The sequence below is a fragment of the Streptomyces sp. S6 genome (assembly GCF_054880855.1).
The window spans coordinates 1-667 of record NZ_JBTYMC010000728.1 but is presented as its reverse complement, the minus strand read 5'-3'; the positions used below and the strand labels follow the sequence as shown (position 1 = coordinate 667).

The following is a 667-nucleotide window of genomic DNA, read 5'->3' as shown; positions in this document are numbered from 1 at the left end:
AGAAGCTGTTGTCTTTCCGGACTTGAGGACTGTGTTTCCGCTGGTCAGGCGTAGGGTTGGCGATCCCGTGGGAGTTGTGGCCTGTCGTGCTGTTGCTGCCAGGGAGGTCGTGGATGCCGTCGGTGGTCGGTCTGTTGGAACAGCGTGAGCTGGGTGCTCGCCGTCGTGTTGACGAGCTGCGGGAGGAAGCCGACCGTGTCCAGGCCGAGTTGGCCGTGGCCGAGCGGGAATGGCGGGAGTGGGCCATCGCCTGCTCGCGGGTCGGCGAGGTGCTGGCCCCCGTGGACGAGAGCGGGCAGGACCCCGCCCGGGCCGAGGGAACCGCGCCGGCCGCCGGGGAGCAGACCGGAAAGACGCCGCAGGTGCCGGAGGCAGCGAAGAGGAAGTCGCAGGTTCCGATGTGGCGCCAGGGGCTGGCCTGGTCGGTGCTGTCGGTGGACTATCAGCGCATTCTGCAGGTGCTCGCGGACCGGTCCCGGCTTCATCAAGGGCCGCTGACCTGCCAGGAGTTGGCCGTGTTGTTCGGCATGGACGTGGTGCCGGCGCGGGTGGAGGCGTTGCGGTCGAAGGCGAAGCGTCTGGTCGCGCGGGGCTGGCTGGCCGAGGGTCAGCCGGGCCGGTTCACGCTCGCGCAGGGCGTGGCCGGGCGAGGCGGCGGGTCATGAGC

At 70.2% G+C, this 667-nt stretch carries 1 protein-coding gene; it reads left to right on the top strand.

Annotated elements, in window-relative coordinates; all coding sequences use genetic code 11:
• Positions 1-113: 113 nt before the first annotated feature.
• Entirely contained in the window at positions 114-665 is a 552-nt protein-coding gene (locus ACVNF4_RS36730) for a hypothetical protein (RefSeq protein WP_461807137.1), read from the top strand.
• Positions 666-667 lie beyond the last annotated feature (2 nt).

Coding starts and splice junctions, on each gene's coding strand:
- ACVNF4_RS36730 (WP_461807137.1), top strand. CDS start 114: ATGCCGTCGGTGGTCGGTCTGTTGGAACAGCGTGAGCTGGGTGCTCGC.